This window comes from Planctomonas deserti (assembly GCF_003067705.1).
Taxonomy (GTDB): domain Bacteria; phylum Actinomycetota; class Actinomycetes; order Actinomycetales; family Microbacteriaceae; genus Planctomonas; species Planctomonas deserti.
On sequence record NZ_QANL01000002.1, the window covers coordinates 130,057 to 151,007 of the forward strand.

Below are 20,951 nucleotides of genomic sequence, written 5' to 3' on the forward strand. Positions count from 1 at the left end.
GTTAAGGCCTGTCGGCCGTGTGCCGACGCGCGCGCGTGCCGTTCCCGGCACCCCACGACATGGGCGCTTTCCCGCCCGAACCGGCATTGGAGATCATCGGTGGCCTCAGTACTCGAACGAGTCCTCCGCGTAGGCGAGGGCCGCATCCTCCGCCGACTGGAGAACTACGCCAAGGCGGTCAACCAGCTCGAGGAAGACTTCACGCACCTCACCGACGAGGAGCTGAAGAACGAGACGGTCGAGCTGCGCGAGCGGTACGCGAACGGCGAGTCGCTCGACGACCTGCTGCCCGAGGCGTTCGCGGCGGTGCGCGAGGCGTCGCGCCGCACCCTCGGACTGCGTCACTTCGACGTGCAGATCATGGGTGGCGCGGCCCTGCACCTCGGCAACATCGCGGAGATGAAGACCGGTGAGGGCAAGACCCTCGTCGCGACCCTCCCCGCGTACCTCAACGCGATCGCGTCCCAGGGCGTGCACGTCGTCACCGTGAACGACTACCTCGCGAGCTACCAGTCCGAGCTCATGGGGCGCGTCTTCCGTGCGCTCGGCATGACGACGGGCGTCATCCTCGCCGGGCAGACGCCGGAGCAGCGCCGCGAGCAGTACGCCGCGGACATCACCTACGGCACAAACAACGAGTTCGGCTTCGACTACCTGCGCGACAACATGGCGTGGCAGGCGGTCGACATGGTTCAGCGCGGCCACTTCTACGCGATCGTCGACGAGGTCGACTCGATCCTCATCGACGAAGCGCGCACGCCGCTCATCATCTCCGGCCCCGCCGCGGGCGACGCGAACCGCTGGTTCACCGAGTTCGCCGCCATCGCCAAGCGGCTCAAGCCGGGCGAGGACTACGAGGTCGACGAGAAGAAGCGCACCGTCGGCGTGCTCGAGTCCGGCATCGAGAAGGTCGAGGACCACCTCGGCATCGACAACCTGTACGAGTCGGCGAACACGCCGCTCATCTCCTTCCTGAACAACTCGATCAAGGCGCGCGCGCTGTTCAAGAAGGACAAGGACTACGTCGTGATGAACGGCGAGGTGCTCATCGTCGACGAGCACACCGGCCGCATTCTGATGGGCCGCCGCTACAACGAGGGCATCCACCAGGCCATCGAGGCGAAGGAGGGCGTCGCCGTCAAGGCGGAGAACCAGACCCTCGCCACGGTGACGCTGCAGAACTACTTCCGCCTCTACAAGAAGCTCTCCGGCATGACCGGTACGGCCGAGACCGAGGCCGCCGAGTTCATGAGCACCTACAAGCTGGGCGTCGTCGCCATCCCGACGAACCGGCCCATGCAGCGCAAGGACCAGCCGGACCTCATCTACAAGAACGAGAAGGCGAAGTTCGAGCAGGTCGTCGAGGACATCGTCGAGCGCCACGCGACCGGCCAGCCGGTGCTGGTCGGCACGACGAGCGTCGAGAAGAGCGAGTACCTCTCGAAGATGCTCGCCAAGAAGGGCGTGCGCCACGAGGTCCTGAACGCGAAGAACCACGCGCGAGAGGCCGCGATCGTCGCCCAGGCAGGGCGTCTCGGCTCGGTCACCGTCGCCACCAACATGGCCGGCCGCGGCACGGACATCATGCTCGGCGGCAACGCGGAGTTCCTCGCGGTCGCCGAGATGAACTCGCGTGGGCTCAGCCCCGTCGAGACGCCGGACGAGTACGAGGCCGAGTGGGACGCCGTGTTCGAGCGGGTCAAGGCCGACGTCGAGACCGAGGCCCAGAAGGTCGTCGAGGCCGGCGGCCTCTACGTGCTCGGCACGGAGCGCCACGAGTCCCGCCGCATCGACAACCAGCTCCGCGGCCGCAGCGGTCGCCAGGGCGACCCGGGCGAGAGCCGCTTCTACCTCTCCCTCACCGACGACCTGATGCGCCTGTTCAACAACGGTGCCGCCGCGAGCCTCATGGGCCGCGATAGCGTGCCGGACGACGTGGCCATCGAGTCGAAGGTCGTGAGCCGCGCGATCCGCAGCGCCCAGGGCCAGGTCGAGGCGCGCAACGCCGAGATCCGCAAGAACGTGCTCAAGTACGACGACGTCCTCAACCGCCAGCGCGAGGCCATCTACAGCGACCGCAGGCACATCCTCGAGGGCGACGACCTGCACGAGCGCGTGCAGAAGTTCCTCGAGGACGTCATCAACGACGTGCTCGACTCGCACGTCGGCGAGGGCAACGGCGACGACTGGGACTTCGACGCGCTCTGGACCGAGCTGAAGACGCTCTACCCGATCTCCATCACGGTCGACGAGCTCATCGCCGAGGCCGGCAGTGCGGGCCGCATCACGCGCGCCTTCATCGGCCGCGAGATCCTCTCCGACGCGAAGCTGGCCTACCAGCGGCGCGAGGAGCAGCTCGGCGAGTCCGCCATGCGCGAGCTCGAGCGCCGCGTCGTGCTGTCGGTCATCGACCGCCGCTGGCGCGAGCACCTCTACGAGATGGACTACCTGAAGGACGGCATCGGCCTGCGCGCCATGGCGCAGCGCGACCCGCTGGTCGAGTACCAGCGCGAGGGCTTCGCGCTGTTCCAGCAGATGATGGGCTCCATCCGCGAGGAGACCGTCGGCTTCCTGTTCAACCTCGAGGTCGACGTGCAGCAGCCCGCCGTCGCCGGCAACGCCGCCCCGCGCATCTCGGCCAAGGGCCTCGCGGCCAACCAGGCCGTCGCGGAGAAGCTGCGCTACACGGCGCCGAGCGACTCCGGCGGCGTCGAGGTGCGCAACCAGCGCGGCCAGGTGGAGCGCGCGGCGACGGCCAAGGCCCAGCAGGCGGCCGACCAGCAGGACGCGGCACTCACCCCTGGCGCCGACGCGTCGCCGGAGACCGCCCAGCAGGGCAGGCAGCCGGTCGGCCGAGGCGCCTTCGGCCAGAGCACCGGCGGCCCCGCCGCCGCGCCCGTCAACAGGGCCGAGCGCCGCGCCGCCGACAAGAAAAAGTAGTGAAGAAGAAGTAGCGAGGAAGACGTAGCGCCTCTCCGCGCAGGATGACGACGGCGCCCGTTCCCCCTTAGGGGGAGCGGGCGCCGTCGCGTGAGCCGCGACACTCACGGCCGCGGCGCCGATCGACGCGCCGCGGTCCGCCCGCCCGTCCGCTCAGAGCACGTGGATCGCCGTCGCACGCCAGCGCCGGTCCAGCCCCTCGAGCCGCACCGCGACCGCGCGGGAGCGCGCCCTGCTGTGCACGACGACGACGGCCTCGACCACGCCGTCGCGCGGCCGGCACAGGCTCACCGGCCCCATGCTGAACGACGGCCGCGTCGGCTGCCTGCCCTTCACCCGGCGCGCCCGGGCCGAGAGCACGACGCGCTTCAGCAGGTGCCGGTAGACGTCGTCGCTGACCCAGCGGGCGATCTGGTCGAGGTCGCGCGCCCCGGCGAGCACCTCGATGACGCAGCGGGTGAGGTTCTCGATCAGCGGCTCGGGCGGCGGCAGCTCCGCAGAACGCGAGGGCTGGTGGCCGAAGAAGTCATCGACGTCGAAGCGACCGGCCGTCGCGGCTCTGTCCGCGCGCGGTGGCAGCTCGTCGTGCGGAAGCGGTTGTGTCACCATCGAAACCCCCACTCGTCCGCCGCGCCCCCAGGTGGGGGCGGCGTCCAGGGCAATCAGATTGGCACCGGCCGCGCGGGCTGTAAATCCCTAATTCTGGCGCTGTGGATAACTGCGCCGGGGCCGCTTCGGCCGCCGTTAACGTGTGCCGCATGCGCTGGGACGACCTCTTCGACGACCTCGAGAGTCAGCTCGAACAGGGGCGCAGCGCCGAGGAGGAGGAGCTCCTCGCGGAGGAGGAGCGGCTGCGACTCGGCCGGCTCTCGCTGCGGGATCGGCTGGCGGCCATCGCGCGGACGGATCCGGGCGAGGAACCGGCGCCCGTCCGGGTCCTCCTCAGCACCGGCCTCGTGATCGACCTGCGCCCGCGCACCTTCGGCCGGGACTGGGTGGCGGGAGACCTCGACCCCGGCCGGGAGTCCGGTGCCGCGCCCCGGGGGCAGTGCATCCTGCCCGTGCGGGCCATCTCGTCGCTGCTGCTCGACCGGGGGCAGGTGCGCCGGAGTCTCCGGGAACCCGGTCCCGCCCGCGGCATCACCGACCGCCTCGGGCTGCCCTTCGTGCTGCGCGACCTCTGCCGCCGACGATCACCGCTCGAGCTGCACCTGCCCGACGGGGTGCTGCACGGCACCATCGACAGGGTAGGGCGGGATCACTGCGACCTCGCCCTGCACGAACCCGGCTCGCCGCGTCGGGAGAGCGCGGTGACGGCCTATCGGGTCGTCGCCATCGAACGCGTCGCGCTCGTGCGCGTGTGATCGGTTTCGCTCAGTCGAGGATGCGGCCGTCGGAGAGCTCGGGGATCCCGCCGTAGTCCGACTGCTTCCACAGGCTGAGCCGCCTGCTCTCCTCGTACTTCGCCTCGATGTAGGACTCCAGCACGCGGCGCTCGATACGCCACTGCCCGCGACCACCGACCTTGATGGCGGGCAGCTCACCGGACCGCACGAGCGCGTACGCCTGCCGCGTCGACACGTTCAGCACCTCGGCGACGTCGGCGAGGGTCAGGAAGCGGCCGAGGGCATCGCGCGGGGTGGGGTCGCTCATGGCTCGATTATGGGGCGGTGGCGCCCGGCGCAACGGGGCTGTGGATAAGTCGCGCGGGCCCCGCCGGGCGCGCTCAGCATGGCTGCATGGCATCGCTTCCCCGGCTTCGTCTCCCGCAGGGTCGCGGGCGCTTCTGGTTCGACCCGCGCTTCGCCGTCGGCCTCGTGCTCGTGATCGCCTCCCTGCTCGGCGTCACCCTGCTCGTCTCCGCAGCCGAGCGCACCCGGCCGGTCTACGCCGCGACGCAGACCCTCGCTGCGGGCGAGACCGTGACCGAGGGAGATCTCGCGGTCGCCCAGGTGCGACTCGGCAGGGCCGAGCGGAGCTATCTCTCTCCCGGCGACCTTCCCGCGGGCGGCGTCGTGCTGACCCGCACGGTCCAGGACGGTGAGCTGCTGCCGGCGGGCGCCGTCGCCGACCAGGCGTCGGTGGACACGTCCTCGGTCGTCGTGCAGAGCACCGGGCGCCTGCCGCGCAGCGTGGCTGCGGGTCGCCTCGTGGACGTCTGGGCGGCACGCGAGGGGGAGGGAGGCGTGTTCGGTCCGCCCGGCGTGCTCGTCCCCGCCGCCACGGTCGTGCAGGTGCTCGAGGACGACGGGCTGGTGGGCGACGGCGCCGCGGAGTCCGTGGAGATCCTCGTGCCGCGGGAGCGGGTCGCCCGCGTCCTGGAGAGCATTGCCAACGGGGACGCCGTATCGCTCGTACCCGCGGCACCGGCGCCGGTACCGGCACCGGCACCGGCACCGACGGTGCCGGCACCGGCGCCGGTACCGGCACCGGCACCGACGGCTCCCGCTCCCGCTCCCGGCGAGGGGGAGTGACATGCCGGGCATCCTGCTCGCGCTCGACCCTGCGACCGAGGACCGGCTGCTCCGCGACATCGTGGCCGGCGGTCACGACGTGCTCGGGCGGGTCGCGGACGCGGAGGACGTGATCGCCGCCGTCGATGCCGCGCCGCCCGACGTCGTGCTCGTGAACGCGGCGCCGCGCTGCCTCACCGCCGACGTGCTGCAGACCTGCGACCGGCGCGGCGTGCGGGTCATCGCCCTGGCAGGGACGGAGCGGGACCGGCGCAACGCCGTCGCCATCGGGCTGCACGAGGTCATCGACGCCGACGCGCCCTGGTCGGACATCGAGCCGCTGCTCAGCGCCGCGCCGCTCCCTGCCCGGGCGACGGGAACAGGGAGCGAGGGGGACGGGGGTCCCGAGAGCGGCGAGCGGGGATCCCGGGTTCTCACCGTCTGGGGACCGGCGGGGGCACCCGGCCGAAGCACCATCGCCATCACGCTCGCCGCCGAGATCGCGGCGGCGGGCCGCACCGTAGCGCTGCTCGACGCGGACCCGTACGGCGGGGCGATCGCGCCCGCGCTCGGGCTGCTGGACGAGGCGCCCGGGTTCGCGGCCGCGTGCCGGCTGGCCGGGTCGGACAGCCTCACCAGTGCGGAGCTCGATCGGGTGGCGCAGAACTACGGCGGGTCGCGCGGCTTCCGCGTGCTGACCGGCATCGCCCGCCCGAGCCGCTGGCCGGAGCTGTCCGAGGAGCGGGTCCGCCGCACGCTCACCGCGTGCCGGGCCTGGGCGGAGTACGTCGTCGTCGACACCGGCTTCAGCATTGAGCGGGACGAGGAGATCTCGAGCGACCTGTTCGCCCCGCGCCGCAACGCCGCCACCATCGCCGCGCTGCAGGGCGCGGACCACGTCGTTGCGGTGGCGTCCGCGGACCCGGTGGGCCTCGCCCGCTTCCTGCGGGCGCACGCCGACCTGATCGAGCTGCTCGACGGGCAGCGGCTGACGGTGCTCGCCAACCGCGTGCGGGCCGGCGTCGTCGGCTTGAACCCCGGTGGCCAGGTGGCGCAGACCCTGCTGCGCTTCGGCGGGATCGAGCGCCCGATTCTCGTGCCGCACGACGGGGCCGGGACCGATGCGGCGCTCCTCGCCGGGGCGACGCTGCGGGAGGTGGCGCCACGATCACCCGCGCTCGCCGCGGTCGCGCGTTTCGTTCGGGACGAGGTGCTTCCGGCACCGGCGCCCGCCCTCCGTCGGCGGCTGGGCCGGCGTCGCGGCCGGATCGCTCCCGCCGTCGGCTGAGCGCCACTGCGCGTCCGCTGAGCGCCGATACCGGCTGGACGGCGGGGCTCGCGGCGCCGCCTAGGCTATATGCCGTGTCGACGCTCAGTGACCTCATCCACGCCCAGGGGCGCTCGTCCGAAGCCGACGTGCAGTGGCTCCACCTGCTCGTCGGGGACTGGCAGCTGCTCGCCGACCTCGCGTTCGCCGACATCGTGCTCTGGGTCCCCTCGGCCAACGACAGCTTCGTCGCCGTGGCGCACGCCCGCCCCTCCAGCTCGGCGACCCTGTTCTACCGGGACTTCGTGGGCCAGGCCATCAAGGCGGAGTGGCGCAAGCAGGTCACCGACGCGTTCGAGACCGGCGAGATCATCGACTCGTCCGCCGCGGACTGGTACGAGGAGACCCCGACCCGCGTGCGTGCGGTCCCCGTGAAGCGGCGGCTGAACCCGGGCAGCGCCGAGGTCACCGACACCCCGATCGCCGTCCTGACCCGGCACACCAACCTGAGCGAGACACGCACGCCGAGCCGCCAGGAGCTCACGTTCAACGAGTGCGCGAACGACCTCTTCAACATGATCGCGGAGGGCGACTTCCCGGACCTCAGCGCGGGCACCGGACCGCGCCGCGGCGCGCCCCGCGCCTCGGACGGCCTGCTCCGCCTCGACGTCGACGGCACCACGACGTTCGCCAGCCCGAACGCCCTCAGCGCGTTCAACCGCATGGGCTTCGGCGAGGAGCTCGAGGGCGAGTCGCTCGCCGAGGTGACCTCGAGCCTGCTCACCGGCCGGCTCAGCGTCGACGAGTCCCTTCCCCTGGTCGTGACGGGACGCGCGCCCTGGCGCACCGACGTCGAGGCCCGCGGGGTCACGGTCTCGCTGCGCGCGATCCCCATCCGCGCACGGGGCGAGCGGATGGGCGCGATCGTCCTCTGCCGCGACGTGACCGAGCTGCGTCACCAGGAGCGGGAGCTCATCACGAAGGACGCGACGATCCGCGAGATCCACCACCGGGTCAAGAACAATCTGCAGACGGTCGCGTCCCTGCTGCGCATCCAGGCGCGCCGCTCGCACAGCGACGAGGCGCGCGAGTCCCTCAATCAGGCGCAGCGCCGCGTCGCCGCCATCGCGGTCGTGCACGACACGCTCAGCGAGGGGCTCAGCCAGAGCGTCGACTTCGACGCGGTGTTCGACCGCGTGCTCCTGCTCATCGCCGAGGTGGCCTCGACCCACAACACGAAGGTGCACCCGAAGTCGTCGGGCAGCTTCGGCGTGCTGCCGAGCGAGTACGCGACACCGCTCGCCCTCGCTCTCACCGAGCTCGTGACCAACGCCGTCGAGCACGGCCTCGCCGGCCGGGAGGGCGAGGTGTCGATCGACACCCGCCGGTCCGTCGACGAGCTCGAGGTGCGGGTGCGCGACAACGGCACGGGCATGCCGGAGGGCAAGGTCGGCAGCGGCCTCGGCACCCAGATCGTGCGCACCCTGATCCAGGGGGAGCTCGGCGGCACCATCGACTGGCACACCCTCATGGGGCAGGGCACCGAGGTGACGATCAACGTGCCGTTCCGCTGGCTGCGGAAGCGCTGACGACGGGCGGGCGACCCGCACCGACGGGATCCGTGTGATCGGGATCCCGCTCCCCGCGATCTGGATCCTGCCGGACAACGAGAAGGGGGACCGGGCCTCAGGCCCGATCCCCCTCTTCGTCGTTCGTGTTCGCTGCGGTCAGCTCGCGCGACGGGCGCGTGCCGCGCGGCGCTTGAGCGCGCGTCGCTCGTCCTCGCTGAGGCCACCCCACACGCCGTAGTCCTGGCCGTTCTCCAGTGCATACTGGAGGCACATCTCGGTGACGGGGCAGCGTCCGCATACGGACTTCGCCTTCTCGATCTGGTCGACCGCGGGGCCAGTGTTCCCGACGGGGAAGAAAAGCTCGGGGTCGGCAGTCAGGCAGGCAGCTTTGTCACGCCAATCCATATGGTGGAACTCCTTAATTGCTTACAGTTCGGCTCGTTCGCCGCGGTGGGTCAGTCGATGTCCGGCTGCCGTATAAGCTGAGATCCGGACGCGCCCACGACCCTGTAAGCGTCACAATCGACCTCAGATATGGTCGCATAGTCATAACGATCAATCAATAGTTTTGTATTGGATCTTGCTGTGAGCGAAACCTCGGGGACACCCGACGGTAACCTGCCGGAAACCCCCAGGTGGCAGGGCGGGCGCCCGCCGGCGCTCCTCGCACTGGCCGCGATTGTGGCCCTCGAGGCGGCCGCGATGGCCGCCATCGCCGTCTGGCTCATCGTCGAACTGCTGGTCGAGACCCCGCGTTCGCTGGCGAGCGCGCTCGCCCTCGTCGTGATGGCGGCCGGAGCATCCGCGTTCCTCGTCGCCGTCGTGATCGGCGCGCTGCGCCGGGCCGGCTGGATCCGGGGCGCGATCGTCACCTGGCAGATCGTGCAGATCGCCGTGGCGATCGGCGCGCTCCAGGGCACGTTCGCGCGGCCCGACATCGGCTGGCTGATCCTCGCCCCGTCCATCGCGGCGATCCTGCTCACGGTGTCCCCGACGGTGTCCCGGGCGCTCGCCCGGGACTGACCCGGCGCGGCCCGGGCGTCGAGCGGGAGCGCTCAGGCGTCGAGCTTCAACTTCTTCCGCAGCGACGCGACGTGGCCGGTCGCCTTCACGTTGTACAGCGGCAGCGCGACCTTCCCCTCGGGATCCACGACGACGGTCGAGCGCAGCACCCCCGTCACCTTCTTGCCGTACAGCGATTTCTCGCCGTAGGCGCCGTAGGCGTTGTGAACAGCGAGGTCCTCGTCGGAGAGCAGCGGGAAGTTGAGCCCCTGCTCGTCCCGGAACCTGCGCAGGTCCTCCGCGCGGTCCTTCGAGACGCCGAGCACCTGGTAGCCGGCCGAGCGCAGCGAGTTGATGTTGTCGCGGAAGTCGCAGGCCTCCGTCGTGCAGCCCGGCGTGCTCGCGGCGGGGTAGAAGTAGACGATCACGTTCTGGCCGGCGAAGTCGCCGAGCGACACGGGCGTGCCGTCCTGGTCGGGCAGCGTGAAGGCGGGGGCGGCGTCGCCCTTCTCGAGTCGGGAGCTGTCGGTCATCGGTCTCGCCTTTCGCGGGGGAGGGGTGGGTCCTTTTACTATGCCGCACCGGTCGCCGCCGCTGCTGGGCGGAGGCGTGAGGCGAGGGGCCGAGCCGCCTGATCGGGCCCGCGCTTCCTCGGCCGCGCCCGCCGGTGGGCCGATTGGCGGCGAGGCCCCCTTCGGTGCTATCGTTGACACTCGGTTCGGAAGGGGTGAAAACCCCTGAGGAACCGCGCACCTCTAGCTCAATTGGCAGAGCAACTGACTCTTAATCAGTGGGTTCCGGGTTCAAGTCCCGGGGGGTGTACCGTTTCTTCCTTCGTATCGCCGCCACGATCGCGGCGCTCCGCCGTGCATTTGTACCTCAGGCCAGCGCGTCGAGCACGACGGCCGCGGTCTCGGCGACCAGCCGGTCCTCGTACGCCGCGCCCTCGTCCGTCTTCTCCGTGAAGACGGTGACCAGGATCGGATCGCGGCCGGGCGGCGTCACCAGGGCGACGTCGTTGCGGATCCCACCCGCACCGCCGGACTTGTCCGCTACCGCCCAGCCCTCCGGTGCTCCCGCCCGGACAAGGGCGTCGCCCGTGGCGTTCCCGCTCATCCACTCCGTCAGGAGTTGCCGGTCGGCCGGAGCCAGGGCGTCGCCCAGCAGCAGGGTCCGCAGATTCGCCGTGAAGGCGAGCGGCGTCGACGTGTCCGCGACTGCGCCGGGCGAGACGCGGTTGAGGGCGGGCTCGTCGTGGACCACCTCCGAGGTGGTGTCGCCGAGCTCCTCGAGCCCGGCGTCCAGGCTGGCGGGACCGCCGAGTCGGTCGAGGAGGAGGTTCGTGGCCGCGTTGTCGCTCGAGCGCACGGCAGCCTCAGCGAGCGCCGCGAGGGGAAGGCCCTCGGCGACGCGGGCGCCGGTCACGGGGGAGTAGCCCGCGTCGTCCACGTCGCCCCGCGTCCAGGTGACCATGGCGTCCCGTTCGGCCGCGGGCACCCGCCGCAGGAACTCCGCCGCCACGAACACCTTGAGCGTCGACGCGTAGGCGAACCGCTCCCCGGCCCGGAACGCGACCTCCCGGCCGGTGCCCGTGTCCATCGCGCTCACGCCGACCCGGGCGGAGTACCGCGCCTCCAGCGCGGTGAGTTCGGCCGACACGTCGACGGCGACGGGAGTCGGGGCGGGACCCGACGGTGGGGCCGGCTCCGCCGCGGGAGCCGGCTCCGCCGTCGGGACCGGTGGAGGCGGTGCCGGTGCGGCCCCGGTGGCGCATCCGGCGAACGCGGTGCCGGCGATGGCGGCGAGCAGCGCGACGCGGACCACGCGGAGACCGTCCGCTTTCGCGCTCCGCGCCGCGCTCACGCCCCGTTCCGCCCGGCGATCGCCTCGACGATCCCGGCCGCCCGTCCCGCATCGTGCGTGGTGATGGTGACCGTGTGGCCGTCGCGCCTGCTCACCCGCAGGGCCTCGCCGCCGCGCAGGATCACGCCCACCTCGCCCGGGAGCCAGCGCAGCCCCCATCCGCCGAAGTCGGCGACGGGCGACACGGTGACGACGCTCGCGCCCTGAATGCGCCCGGCAGGCACAGTGATGCGCGGGAAGCCGAGGACGCTGCGGGCGACGACACCTCGATGGTCGATCCGCAGCCGCCAGGTGAGGGTCGACAGCACGAGCGCAAGCACCACGGGGGCGAGATAGAAAGGCCAGGCCGCGGCGCCGAGCTCGAAGGTGAGCACGATGGCCTGGACGAGCAGCGCCACTCCGAACAGGGCGATCACGGCGGCCAGCTTCGGGGAGGCGGTCGCGGTCGCGGTCCACATGACCCGGGCGTCCTCGCCGAGGGACAGGCGCTCCACGGTCGGCGTGTCGCTCTCGCCCGCGGGCGGCACGGGCGCGAGGAACCAGGCCAGCGCTCCGACCGCCAACCCGAGGAGGGCTCCGGTGATCAGCGGGGCGGCGGGGGACTGCGCGGATCGCGGATCGGCGAGATCGAGCTGCGACACGAGCGAGCCGACCAGCCCGACGGTCAGGGTGGTCGAGAGCCAGGATGCGGTGGCGACGAGGATCCGCGCGTTGCGCACGCGAGGCCCGTGCGCGGCGGCGAGGGACACGACCGTCACGGCGGAGAATCCCGCCACGATGAGCAGGAGCATGCCGGGCACGATCCACGGCGGGGCGAACCCGTCCGGTGCGCCGCCGGCGGCCCAGTGAATGGCCACCTCGGCGGGGAGACGGCCGAGCCAGGCGATGGCGAGGATCGACCCGGCCAGGGCGATCGCCAGGGGCAGCGCGGCCCCGACGAGGAGCAGCGTCCGGAGGTAGCGGCGGCGTTCGTCGGTCATCGGGCGTACTCCTCTTTGATCAGGGCGGAGAGCGCGGCCGGGCCGATGCCGGCCGCCTTGGCTCGGGCGACGAGCAGGGGCACCTCCTGGGCCACCTCGCCGAGCACCGAGGCCTGGGCCGTGAGCAGGGCGCCGCGCCCCCGGCGAAGGTCGAGCAGGCCCTCGTCCCGCAGGGTCTGGTAGGCCTTGAGAACCGTGTGCAGATTCAGCTGCAGGGACTCGGCCAGCTCCTTCGCGGACGGGAGCCGGGACCCCTCGCGCAGGCCGCCGCGGATCACCTCGGCGCGCACGCCGTCGGCGATCTGCTGGAACAGCGGGGCCGGGGAGCCGGGGTCGACGACGAGGAGCATACCGTCATCCTATTGTTCTAGTTCGACTAGAACAAGCCTGACTATCTCACCAGGCCTCGTACGGATGCAGCACCCGGTCGATGACGTTCTTGCGTGGCTCCCACGAACCGGGCCCGGCCCGCCGCATCAGCTCGACGGAGGCGATGTAGTCGCCCCGCTTCAGTCCCGAGACGTCAAGCGCCGCGGTGAAGTAGGTGAAGCCGGTGGCGCCGTCGGGCAGGGTGGCGGCGGCGACGATCTCGGACCGATAGGTGAACGCGCCTCCGTGCGGAGACGGCGGGAAGGACGCGGAGAACGCCGGGGGGTTCGGGTTGCCCTCCGGCGTCCGGTCCGGGTGCTCATGCGCGCCGCTCCGGGTGGTGCTCCTCGCGACCGCGAAAGGCTCGTGCAGGCCGTACTCCGGCATCCCCCGCACGACGACGCGCAGCAGTCGCTGGTCCGGCGCCATCCACGTGCGGTCCCGCAGTTGCACCTCGAAGATCAGGTGCGTCCCGGTGGCGAGGTGGGCCACGATCATCCGCGACCGGAGCCTGCCGTTCTCGGACTCGGCGGCGTGGACCCCCTCCGCCCCGGGCAGGGGCGCCGGCGTCGATCCGGCGACCGCGTCGCTGACCGCCGTGCTGATGCCGCTGAGCAGGAGCGCGACCACACCGGCCGTGAGAACGGCCGAGGACCACGGGTGGCCCGCGGCCTGCGGCGTCGGTACCGCGGCCCCGATCCGGTTCCCGCCGTGCCGATGGCGGAGCCCGGCGCCGTGCTGGGGCATCATCGCCCCTCCCTCTCCGGCCCGTGGGTGACCCGGGGCCCGCGGGCCACCGGCCCTGCGCACCGGTCTGTGTCGCTACGACGCGGCGGAGACCGTCTGCTGTGCCTGGATCTGGTCGACGAGCCCGCGGACGGACAGGTACAGCCGCAGCCCGGTGATCCCGTCGTCCGTGACGTCGTAGAAGACCGTGTACGGCAGCCGCACCGCCACGCCTGTGGGCTGCAGCCCCGCGAACTCCTGGGTGTGCGTGCCCGCGAACACGAGCTCCGCCGCCGCGACGCCATCACCCACCGCCAGGTTGACGAGCTCGGGGTGGGCGTCGAACATCCTCGTGTGGAAGGCCACGATGAAGTCGCGGGCGGCCTCCCGCCCGGTGATGGCGGCCCCGTCCTCCATGGTCGTCAGCACGATGTCCGGGGCGAAGTGGCGGGCGAACTCCCCTCTGCTCTGCAACGCCTCCAGGAAGGCGCTCATCGTGCGTTCCGTTGCATCCCGTGACATCGGTGGACCTTTCCGCGCCGTGCGATTCCCGGTCCCTCCGGGCCCTCGTCGGACTGCTCCTGCACACGGTAGGGACGGGCGGAAAAACGGGATATACGCAATTGTGCGTAGGGTCCGCGCGGGCGTACGGTGAGCGCGTGTCAACGGTCGACACGCGTGTCGCCCTCTGGGTCGACATCGCCGCGGAGATGCTCTCGGCCCCCCTCACCGAGTTCCCGGTCGAGGTGATCGGTCGCGGGCTGATCGACTCCTTCGAGGCCGATTACGCGGCGATCAGCTGGCGGCACGTCGACGGCAGGAGCGGCCTGCGCTCCGTCACCCGCCCGGGCGCGGCCCACGGCGGGCACAGCGCCCCCGATGCCACCGCGCTCGCCGTGACGGCGGTCACGTCGCCGCTCCTCGACCACCACCCCCTCGTGCGCTGGTTCATCGCCACGGACAGCGGGGCGCCGCAGTCGATGCGACGCGTGCCGGAGGCGGTGCGGTCGGACAGGTCGGCCGATGCGATCGACCTCCTGCACCTCATCGGCTCCGACCAGGAGCTCTCGATCCCGCTGCACCTCCAGGGGGTGTCCCACCACGTCGTCGTCGTCGGCCGGGCGGGCAGCGCGGACTTCTCGAACGACGACATGGCGGTGGCCAGGCGGCTGCAGCCGCTGCTGCTTGCCGTGCACCGTCAGGTCCACGTCCTCGGACTGGCCCTGCCCGGCGTGCGACCGCCCGGGTCCGCTCTCCTCGGTGCCGGTGCCGGTGCCGGTGCCGGTGCCGGTGCCGCCGCCGGTCTGCCGGAGAGCCGGCCGTCCGACCTCGGGCTATCCGGCCGCGAGCTCGCCGTGCTGCAGCTCCTGGCCTCGGGCCGCACGGCCGGTGCGATCGGCTGGGCCCTCGGCTGCTCGGGCCGCACCGTGCAGAAGCACCTCGAGCACGTCTACCGCAAGCTCGGCGTGCGCGATCGCGTCAACGCCGTGCGCGTCGGGCGGGAGGCCGGGCTCATCCGCATGTCCGCACCGCCGTCTGGCCCTGAGGCGAGCGGACCCCGCGCCCTGCTGCGCCCGTAGCGGGGCGGCGCGGCTCAGCCCGCGAAGTCGTGGACCGTGCCGCCCGCGACCCCGACCTCGGCGCGGAACACCGCGCCCGCCGTCGGCTCCTCGCCGGTGTCGATGCCCTCCTGTGACGTCGTGATGAACAGGGTGCGGCCGTCCTGCCCGCCGAACGCGCACGCCGTCACGTGGGAGGCGGGCAGCCGCAGCTCCTCGGTGAGCACGCCGCCCGCGTCGTACCGGCGGACGGCGGAGCCGCCGAACAGGGCGACCCACACGCCGCCCTCCGCGTCGATGGCCATGCCGTCCGGCGCCCCGTCGTCCGGGTCGATGACCGCGAAGGGCCGTCGATGGCTGAAGGCGCCGGTGTCCCCGTCGAAGTCGAAGGCGTCCACGCGGCCCGTCTCGGTGTCGTTGTAGTAGACGGTGCCGCCGTCGGCGCTCCACTGGATACCGTTGGACACCGTCACGCCCGAGAGGACGGTCCGCACGCTCCGGTCGGGGTCGAGGCGGTACAGGGAGCCCGCGCCCGGCGTGCCCTCGTAGGCCATCGACCCGCAGTAAAAGCGGCCCTGCGGATCGCAGCCGCCCTCGTTCATGCGCACGGCGTCGTCCGAGAACACCGGGGGGAGCGTCTCCGTCACGGCGAGGGAGTCGTCGGTGAGCGCGAAGCCCCGCTCGACCCCCACGACGAAGCCGCCGTCGCGGCGGGCGCGCACGACGGCCGCCACATCGCCCACGACGGAGCGGGTGAGCCCACCATCGGGCGACAGCGCAACGACCGCCCCGGCGAGCATGTCGACGAAGAGCAGCCGGCCGCCCCGCCAATCCCAGTACGGACCCTCCCCGTGGAAGGTGCACGGGTCCGTCAGTTGCTCCACCGCTGCCATCGTCCGCTCCTCCGTCGACGGGACGCCGTCGCGACCCTTCGGCAACGCTATTCCGGTGTGGCGTCCGCCGTCGGCGCCCGGCTCGCCGCGGGGCTCGTCGCGGGCTCTCGGACGGCAGCGGGGGCGCCCGATGCTTGCCCATGAAATCGATTTCTGCGACGCTGTGTCCACACGATGCGAAGGAGCATGCATGAGCACGACGTACACGCTGCCGGAGGCGCCCTCCCGGCCGACGTCCGCCGAGAAGACCGCCTACCTGATCGCGAGCGGCGACCTCCGGGAGTCCGCGAACACGGCCGGCTGGCCCACCCAGGAGGCGATGGAGGCCGCTATCACCAGCGCGTTCGAGGACCTCGGCTGGCGCGTCCAGCGGGCGAACCCCGTCGACCCCGAGCTCGGTCACGGGTTCATCCGTAGCCAGCGGATGGGGCTCGAGGTATTCAAGTCGATCCCGCCGGACGCGCCGCTCATCGTCGCAGAGGCGGTCTGGCAGTACAGCCACCACGTCCTGGCCGGCCTGCGCACCCACCGCGGCCCCATCCTCACCGTGGCGAACTTCGCGGGGGACTGGCCCGGCCTTGTCGGCCTGCTCGGCCTGAACGCGGGGCTCACCAAGATGGACAAGGAGTACTCGACCATCTGGAGCGTCGACTTCACGGACGACTGGTTCCGGGACGGACTCCGGAGCTGGGTGGAGACCGGGCGCATCGAGCACGACGACTCGCACGTGCGCCCGCTGCCCGAACTCCCCGACAGCCCCGAGAAGCAGCTGGGCGTCGCTCTCGCCGAGCAGCTCCTGGCGGACAAGGCGCTCATCGGCGTGTTCGACGAGGGCTGCATGGGCATGTACAACGCGATCTTCGACGACGAGCTGCTGAACGGGCTCGGCATCTATAAGGAGCGCCTGTCGCAATCGGCGCTCTACGCGGAGATGCTCACCGTCGGCGACGACGAGGCGGCGGCCGTGGGGGAGTGGCTGCGGGACCGCGGCATGACGTTCCGCCTGGGCACCGACGAGTCGACGGAGCTCACCGAGGCCCAGCTCACCTGGCAGTACAAGATGTACATCGCCGCCCTGCGCATCGCGGACGACTTCGGCCTCGATGCGGTCGGCATCCAGTACCAGCAGGGCCTGAAGGACCTGGTGCCGGCGAGCGACCTGGCGGAGGGGCTGCTGAACAGCACCGACCGTCCGCCCGTGCGCAGCCGCGACGGCGGCCGCGTGCTGCACGAGGGGCGGGCGTTCCCGCACTTCAACGAGGCGGACGAGGGGGTCGCGGTCGACGCCCTGATCACGGACCGCGTCTGGCGGGCGATGGGCCTCGTTCCCGACAACACGCTGCACGACGTGCGCTGGGGCGAGGACTTCGAGGGCCGCTTCGTCTGGGTCTACGAGATCTCGGGGTCGGTGCCCGCGTCGCACCTCGGTGGCTACGAGCACGCCGAGGGGTGGCGGCAGCACCCGGTCTTCTTCCCCGCGGGCGGCAGCACGATCAACGGCGTCTCGAAGCCCGGCGAGGTTGTGCTCAGCAGGGTCTTCATCGCGGACGGCGTGCTCAACGTCGACCTCTTCCGCGGCACCGTCGTCGAGCTCCCGGAGGAGGAGACGACGCGGCGCAAGGAGGCGACCAACCCCGAGTGGCCCATCGCGCACGTCGTGCTGCACGACGTGACGCGCGACCAGTTCATGGCTCGGCACAAGGCGAACCACGCGCAGCTCGTCTACGCGCCGGACGCGGAGACCGCGGACCGGGCCCTGCTCGCCAAGGCGGCCATGTTCGAGGCGCTCGGCGTGCGGGTGCACCTCGTCGGGGCGGTGAACGTCTAGCCGTCGCAGAACGTCAAGGGGCCCGGGATCGAATCGATCCCGGGCCCCTTGTCGTCCTCGCCGCGCCGAGCGCGGTAGGAGGACTACCGCGTCAGCGCTTGTTCTTGTCCTTGTCCTTGTCCTTGTCGTCGTCGACCGTGGTCTTGCCATCGGTCTTGCCGTTCGACTGGCGCAGGCGACGGCCGATCAGCACGTCCTCCGCCACCTTGTCGGCGAGCTTGTCGCTCTGCTTGGTGTCGCGCGGCGGGAGCTGGATGTTCTCCTCCGCCTCGATGCCCGCCTGCAGCTCGCGCACGCGCTCGATCTCGGCGTCGAACTCGGCGCCGAAGAGCAGCGCGATGTTCGTGATCCACACCCAGAGCAGGAAGACGATCATCGTGCCGAGGGCGCCGTAGGTGGCGTTGTAGCTGCCGAAGTTCGAGACGTAGAACGCGAAGCCGATGGACGCGATGACCCACACGACGAGCGCCAGCAGCGCACCCATGCTCATCCAACGGAACTTCGGCTGCTTCACGTTGGGCGTCGCGTAGTAGAGAATCGCGACCAGCAGCACCATGATGCCCGCGAGAACAGGCCACTTGACGATGTTCCAGACCGTGACGGCGAAGTCGCCGAGGCCGATGGCCGCGCCGACGCGCTCCGCGATGGGTCCGCTCAGCACGAGCAGCAGCCCGGCGATCACGAGCAGGAGCACCGTGATGATCGTGATGACGAACATCGTCGGGCGCAGCTTGTAGAACGGACGCCCCTCCTGGATGGAGTAGATGCGGTTCATCGCCCGGGCGAAGGCGCCGACGTAGCCGGACGCCGACCACAGGGCGCCGAGGAGACCGGTGACGAAGGCGAAGCCCGCCGCGGGGGTCTCGACGAGGCTCGTGATGGGCTCGCGCAGCCCCTCGATCATGCTCGGCGAGACGAAGCTGGCCATGATGTCGAGCACCGCGTTCGTCGTCGCGCCGGCCTGGCCGAACAGGCCGAGGAGCGACACGATCGCCAGGAGCGCGGGGAACAGCGCCAGGGTGGCGTAGTAGGTCAGCGCGGCAGCGAGGTCCGTGCACTGGTCGGTCGTGAACTCGCGCATGGTCTTGCGCAGCACGTACTTCCAGCTCGGCTTGGTGACGTCATCCGGCGAGTCAGGCTTGCGCTCGTCGTCGGGGTGCGGCGCATTCTTCTCTCGAGTCGATGCCTTCTCAGCCACGACCCCTCCTCACGATAAGAACGATGGACGTCACGAGCGTCGCCGCCGTGAGCCCAGCGGTTGCCAGAATGGGACCGGGATCCTCCCGGTACTGGCGCTTGATGGTGCGCCAGGTGTGCTTGGCCTTGGCCGGCACGTTGAGTTTGCGTTCGAGCGCGTCGAGCGTCTCGGCGAGCTCGTCGCGGGCGACGGCCACCTCGAGCTTGAGCTCGTTCATGCTGAGCCCGCTCTTCGGCTCGTCCTTCGATGAGTCGCTCATCGTGCGTCCTTCCCTGTGACGACGGACACGTCCGTCTTCACGCTCTCGATGGACTCCTCCGGAACGGGAGGTACGCCCTTCTTCAGCTTCTTGATGCCCAGGAGGGCGAGCACGGCAGCGAGGATCAGGAAGATCGCGGCCACGATGAGCGCCGCAGCCCAGCCGGGCAGCACCTCGGCGAGCCCCATGACCGCCGCGCTCACGAGCACGGCGAAGAACACGAGCGCGAAGAACGCGGCGGCCACCAGGAGCCCCGCGCCGATGCCGGCCGCCTTGAGCTTCGTGGTGAGTTCGAGCTTCGCGAGCTGGAGCTCGCTCTTGACGAGCCGGGTGACCCTGTCCGGCAGGTCCTTCACCAGGTTGCCGAGCGAGGGTCCGTCATCCTTCTGCCAGGACGAGTCCCGCGAGCCGGAGCCCGACGACTTCGAGCCCGGGAACCTCGCGCCGGCGAACCGGGAGCCCTTGGACCCGGAGCCGTCCGGCTTCGAGCTCGTGGACGACGAGCCGTCCGGCTTCGAGCCCGTGGACGACGGATCGACCGGAACTGCTCTCGACGGTGTGGTCACGGGAGCTCCTTCCTCAGTGGGGGCCAGCGGCGGCTGCGAGCCGTCAGGCTCCGCTGCCACTCTCGGTCGTCGTCGGGATCTCGTACGTCGTGCCGTCGGTGGACGAGGACGAGCCCGTCGATCCACCCTTGCCCGTGACCTTGCCGACGGCGCCCTTGGCGGTCTCCGTCACCTTCTGCTGCACGACGGGTGCCTTCTCCTTGACGAACGACTGCGCGTCGCTGACCGTCTTCTGCACCTTCTCGTCGTTCCAGAGCGCGGATGCGCGGGCGGCGATCTTCTCGTAGCTCCGGCGTCCCGCGCGTGCCCCGAGCACGTAACCGATGGCTGCGCCGGTCGCGAATACAAGCTTGCCTCTCATGGCATCTCCCGTTCGGTGAGTGTGTCGATGATGTGGGTGGAGCCCTACCGGATGACGGAAGGGCTCGATGTCAACGTACCCCGATCGGGGGGGACGTGTGTTCCGGGCGGCGGCTGCGCGCGGGGCGGACGATGGCACTGGCGCACCCCGATGTCAACCACCTAGGCGCGGCACCTAGCCAGTGCTTGCGTTGATCCGTACGTGTTCCACCACGCCCATATGACTGGAGAAGACACAATGGCGCTAACGCAGAACAACCTGAATGACATCCTGAACAACAAGGGGACGGTGCTCAGCAGCTCGGGCGACAAGATCGGCTCGGTCGACCAGTTCTATGTAGACGACGCGAGCGGACGCATCGCGTGGGTCTCCGTCCACACCGGACTCTTCGGCACCTCCGAGTCCTACATCCCCCTCGACGACGCAACGGTGCAGGGCAACGACGTCGTCGTGCCTTACACCAAGGACCAGGTCAAGGACGCCCCCAAGGTCAACACCGACGGCGGAGCGCTCGAAGAGGACGACCAGGACGTGCTCTACCGTCACTACGGCATCGGCAGCACCGGCTTCGCTGACACCGGCGCGACCGGCGGCTACACCGACACCACCACCACCACCACGACGGACGCCAACTACACCGGCGCCGGCGTCGGAACGGGCCTCGGCACCGACGCGGGTCACGACACCTCCGGCCCCAACACGGACGAGGCCATGACCCGCTCCGAGGAGCGCGTCAACGTCGGCACCCGCCAGACCGAGACCGGTCGTGCGCGTCTGCGCAAGTTCATCGTGACCGAGAACGTCACCACCACGGTGCCGGTCAGCCACGAAGAGGTGCGCATCGAGCGCGAGCCCATCACCGAGGGCAACGTCGGCGCAGCGCTGAGCGGCGGCGACCTGACCGAGGAGGAGCACGAGGTCATCCTGCACGCCGAGCGCCCCGTGGTCGAGAAGGAGACGGTCCCCGTCGAGCGCGTGCGTCTCGACAAGGACGTCGTCACCGAGACCGAGACGGTGTCGAGCGACGTCCGCAAGGAAGAGATCGACTTCGACGTCGACGGCAACGCCCGTCCCGGCGACGGCATCCCCGGCAACGGCCGCTAGAGCCGGTTCCTC

General features: G+C 71.0%; 23 protein-coding genes and 1 tRNA gene. 10 read left to right on the plus strand and 14 right to left on the minus strand.

Annotation, left to right across the window (positions count from 1 at the left end):
* Positions 1-99 precede the first annotated feature (99 nt).
* A complete protein-coding gene (gene secA / locus DAI20_RS06960; RefSeq protein ID WP_108249879.1) occupies positions 100-2,940 on the plus strand; it encodes a preprotein translocase subunit SecA in 2,841 nt (946 codons plus the stop codon).
* A 153-nt stretch (positions 2,941-3,093) separates the two neighbouring features.
* Here the strand turns inward: secA and DAI20_RS06965 are convergent, their stop codons facing one another.
* Positions 3,094-3,549 (minus strand): Rv3235 family protein, encoded by a 456-nt coding sequence (locus tag DAI20_RS06965; protein ID WP_240605957.1) that lies wholly within the window; start codon positions 3,547-3,549, stop codon positions 3,094-3,096.
* A 149-nt stretch (positions 3,550-3,698) separates the two neighbouring features.
* On the opposite strand from DAI20_RS06965, the gene DAI20_RS06970 reads away from it, so the two are divergent.
* Complete coding sequence (locus DAI20_RS06970) at positions 3,699-4,304, plus strand: hypothetical protein (protein WP_108249880.1); 606 nt, start codon at positions 3,699-3,701, stop codon at positions 4,302-4,304.
* A gap of 10 nt (positions 4,305-4,314) precedes the next feature.
* Here the strand turns inward: DAI20_RS06970 and DAI20_RS06975 are convergent, their stop codons facing one another.
* Entirely contained in the window at positions 4,315-4,593 is a 279-nt protein-coding gene (locus tag DAI20_RS06975; protein ID WP_108249881.1) for a helix-turn-helix domain-containing protein, read from the minus strand.
* 86 nt (positions 4,594-4,679) lie between these two features.
* Here DAI20_RS06975 and DAI20_RS06980 point away from each other — a divergent pair, with 86 nt between their 5' ends.
* The 3 genes from DAI20_RS06980 (at position 4,680) to DAI20_RS06990 (ending at position 8,249) form a co-directional block, all read left to right on the plus strand.
* Positions 4,680-5,414, plus strand: coding sequence for an SAF domain-containing protein (locus DAI20_RS06980; RefSeq protein WP_108249882.1), 735 nt, complete (start codon positions 4,680-4,682; stop codon positions 5,412-5,414).
* A gap of 1 nt (position 5,415) precedes the next feature.
* Positions 5,416-6,681 (plus strand): CpaE/TadZ family protein, encoded by a 1,266-nt coding sequence (locus DAI20_RS06985; protein WP_108249883.1) that lies wholly within the window; start codon positions 5,416-5,418, stop codon positions 6,679-6,681.
* A 74-nt stretch (positions 6,682-6,755) separates the two neighbouring features.
* Positions 6,756-8,249, plus strand: coding sequence for a sensor histidine kinase (locus tag DAI20_RS06990; protein ID WP_108249884.1), 1,494 nt, complete (start codon positions 6,756-6,758; stop codon positions 8,247-8,249).
* A 138-nt stretch (positions 8,250-8,387) separates the two neighbouring features.
* Here the strand turns inward: DAI20_RS06990 and DAI20_RS06995 are convergent, their stop codons facing one another.
* A complete protein-coding gene (locus DAI20_RS06995) occupies positions 8,388-8,636 on the minus strand; it encodes a WhiB family transcriptional regulator (protein WP_108249885.1) in 249 nt (82 codons plus the stop codon).
* 180 nt (positions 8,637-8,816) lie between these two features.
* On the opposite strand from DAI20_RS06995, the gene DAI20_RS07000 reads away from it, so the two are divergent.
* Entirely contained in the window at positions 8,817-9,254 is a 438-nt protein-coding gene (locus DAI20_RS07000) for a hypothetical protein (protein WP_240605958.1), read from the plus strand.
* 32 nt (positions 9,255-9,286) lie between these two features.
* Here DAI20_RS07000 and bcp read toward each other — a convergent pair whose 3' ends face one another.
* The gene (gene bcp, locus DAI20_RS07005; RefSeq protein ID WP_108249886.1) at positions 9,287-9,766 is read right to left on the minus strand and encodes a thioredoxin-dependent thiol peroxidase; all 480 of its coding nucleotides are present in this window, start codon (positions 9,764-9,766) and stop codon (positions 9,287-9,289) included.
* Positions 9,767-9,982: 216 nt separating this feature from the next.
* Here bcp and DAI20_RS07010 point away from each other — a divergent pair.
* Positions 9,983-10,055: transfer RNA gene (locus DAI20_RS07010), tRNA-Lys, on the plus strand.
* A gap of 57 nt (positions 10,056-10,112) precedes the next feature.
* Here the strand turns inward: DAI20_RS07010 and bla are convergent.
* From bla to DAI20_RS07035, 5 genes are all read right to left on the minus strand, one after another.
* On the minus strand, positions 10,113-11,096 hold the full coding sequence (gene bla, locus DAI20_RS07015) for a class A beta-lactamase (RefSeq protein ID WP_205781381.1): 984 nt from the start codon (positions 11,094-11,096) through the stop codon (positions 10,113-10,115).
* Positions 11,093-12,076, minus strand: a complete 984-nt coding sequence (locus tag DAI20_RS07020; protein ID WP_108249887.1) for a DUF1648 domain-containing protein — start codon at positions 12,074-12,076, stop codon at positions 11,093-11,095. The genes bla and DAI20_RS07020 overlap by 4 nt, the downstream gene beginning before the upstream one ends.
* Positions 12,073-12,426 carry a GntR family transcriptional regulator gene (locus tag DAI20_RS07025; protein WP_108249888.1) on the minus strand — a complete coding sequence of 118 codons (354 nt, stop codon included), beginning with the start codon at positions 12,424-12,426 and terminating at the stop codon, positions 12,073-12,075. The genes DAI20_RS07020 and DAI20_RS07025 overlap by 4 nt, the downstream gene beginning before the upstream one ends.
* A 46-nt stretch (positions 12,427-12,472) precedes the next feature.
* Complete coding sequence (locus tag DAI20_RS07030; protein ID WP_108249889.1) at positions 12,473-13,195, minus strand: hypothetical protein; 723 nt, start codon at positions 13,193-13,195, stop codon at positions 12,473-12,475.
* A 72-nt stretch (positions 13,196-13,267) separates the two neighbouring features.
* On the minus strand, positions 13,268-13,666 hold the full coding sequence (locus DAI20_RS07035) for an ester cyclase (protein WP_159084953.1): 399 nt from the start codon (positions 13,664-13,666) through the stop codon (positions 13,268-13,270).
* Positions 13,667-13,830: 164 nt separating this feature from the next.
* On the opposite strand from DAI20_RS07035, the gene DAI20_RS07040 reads away from it, so the two are divergent.
* Entirely contained in the window at positions 13,831-14,751 is a 921-nt protein-coding gene (locus DAI20_RS07040) for a helix-turn-helix transcriptional regulator (protein WP_108249891.1), read from the plus strand.
* 14 nt (positions 14,752-14,765) lie between these two features.
* Here DAI20_RS07040 and DAI20_RS07045 read toward each other — a convergent pair whose 3' ends face one another.
* On the minus strand, positions 14,766-15,623 hold the full coding sequence (locus DAI20_RS07045; RefSeq protein ID WP_108249892.1) for an SMP-30/gluconolactonase/LRE family protein: 858 nt from the start codon (positions 15,621-15,623) through the stop codon (positions 14,766-14,768).
* Between the two features lie 190 nt (positions 15,624-15,813).
* Between DAI20_RS07045 and DAI20_RS07050 the strand changes: the two genes are divergently transcribed.
* Positions 15,814-17,451, plus strand: a complete 1,638-nt coding sequence (locus DAI20_RS07050; protein ID WP_108249893.1) for a fucose isomerase — start codon at positions 15,814-15,816, stop codon at positions 17,449-17,451.
* A gap of 91 nt (positions 17,452-17,542) precedes the next feature.
* On the opposite strand, the gene DAI20_RS07055 is transcribed toward DAI20_RS07050, so the two are convergent.
* The 4 genes from DAI20_RS07055 to DAI20_RS07070 are packed head-to-tail and all read right to left on the minus strand — an operon-like array spanning position 17,543 to position 19,835.
* Positions 17,543-18,649, minus strand: coding sequence for a YihY/virulence factor BrkB family protein (locus tag DAI20_RS07055; protein ID WP_108249894.1), 1,107 nt, complete (start codon positions 18,647-18,649; stop codon positions 17,543-17,545).
* Positions 18,642-18,908 carry a DUF3618 domain-containing protein gene (locus DAI20_RS07060; RefSeq protein WP_108249895.1) on the minus strand — a complete coding sequence of 89 codons (267 nt, stop codon included), beginning with the start codon at positions 18,906-18,908 and terminating at the stop codon, positions 18,642-18,644. The genes DAI20_RS07055 and DAI20_RS07060 overlap by 8 nt, the downstream gene beginning before the upstream one ends.
* Positions 18,905-19,474, minus strand: coding sequence for a phage holin family protein (locus DAI20_RS18905; RefSeq protein ID WP_240605959.1), 570 nt, complete (start codon positions 19,472-19,474; stop codon positions 18,905-18,907). Before DAI20_RS18905 ends, DAI20_RS07060 begins: the two co-directional genes overlap by 4 nt.
* Positions 19,475-19,517: 43 nt before the next feature.
* Entirely contained in the window at positions 19,518-19,835 is a 318-nt protein-coding gene (locus DAI20_RS07070; protein WP_108249896.1) for a hypothetical protein, read from the minus strand.
* 237 nt (positions 19,836-20,072) lie between these two features.
* On the opposite strand from DAI20_RS07070, the gene DAI20_RS07075 reads away from it, so the two are divergent.
* Positions 20,073-20,939 (plus strand): DUF2382 domain-containing protein, encoded by an 867-nt coding sequence (locus DAI20_RS07075; RefSeq protein WP_108249897.1) that lies wholly within the window; start codon positions 20,073-20,075, stop codon positions 20,937-20,939.
* Positions 20,940-20,951: the final 12 nt, after the last annotated feature.